Below are 828 nucleotides of genomic sequence, written 5' to 3'. Positions count from 1 at the left end.
TAATTTGACCCAATTGGCGAAGGCTCATAAGGATCATAAAAGCCAAACCTCCAAACACCTGAATATCCTTTTGGTTGGTGCCCATTCCGACAAATTTCATGGCAGCAAAGCCCGCAAGGAACGCAAGCCACAACGGAGTCACGTTGACATATTGGGTATGTTCCGATCGCTCATCCTTGATTCCAAGCGATCGCCGCTTCACAACTTGCCGCGCAACCAATGGCGATCGCCCTGCCTGCGGTGCCAAATCAGCAAGCTCGGATTCGGTAAGTTTTAATCCCAGCCGCTGTGATTCCGATCGCATCACCTTGCGAATAAATTGCTCACTAGGTGGTTCGAGTTCAATTTCCACCATATCCAGGAAAATATCTCGGCGGGGATTCACGACTGCGAAGCAGCACACGCGCACCCCGGCGGCGATCGCATCTTCGAGCCAATAACGCACCCCGGTGGTAAGGCGTTTTGCTTCGGGGAAAACTAGCAGCGTTTCGCTGTTCATGCGATCGAGTAGCGCTTCTTTGAGTTCGTCCATAGTCAGCGACCGTTCCCCAGCGGGTTCCCCCTTGCTGTTGAATTTTGGTTCTGAAGTTTCAACGTCAAGTTGTTCTGCTAGCCGCTGGAAAAACTTCTTGCCGCTTCCCTTATAAGTCGCGATCGCTACATCCAATTCCCCAACGAACTCATCGACAATCCGAGTCGCAAACTCGCTGCCACCGAGACCCGCCTCAGCCAGCACCAAGACCGACTCGCCCCGGCGCACGGCCTCGCAGGTGAGGATAAATTCTCGCTGATTTAGCTGCGTTTCTTCTGCTCTCGAATAGCCGCCGC

Annotated in this window: 1 protein-coding gene; it reads right to left on the bottom strand. The window is 53.3% G+C overall.

Annotated elements, in window-relative coordinates; all coding sequences use genetic code 11:
* Positions 1-828 (bottom strand): hypothetical protein (locus AC0QH1_RS23295; protein WP_324633765.1); only part of this gene is annotated, 828 nt, incomplete at both ends.

It is taken from the genome of Phormidium sp. CCY1219, assembly GCF_055795085.1.
The sequence above is the reverse complement of the archived record's forward strand: the minus strand, read 5'-3'. Positions and strand labels throughout refer to the sequence as shown.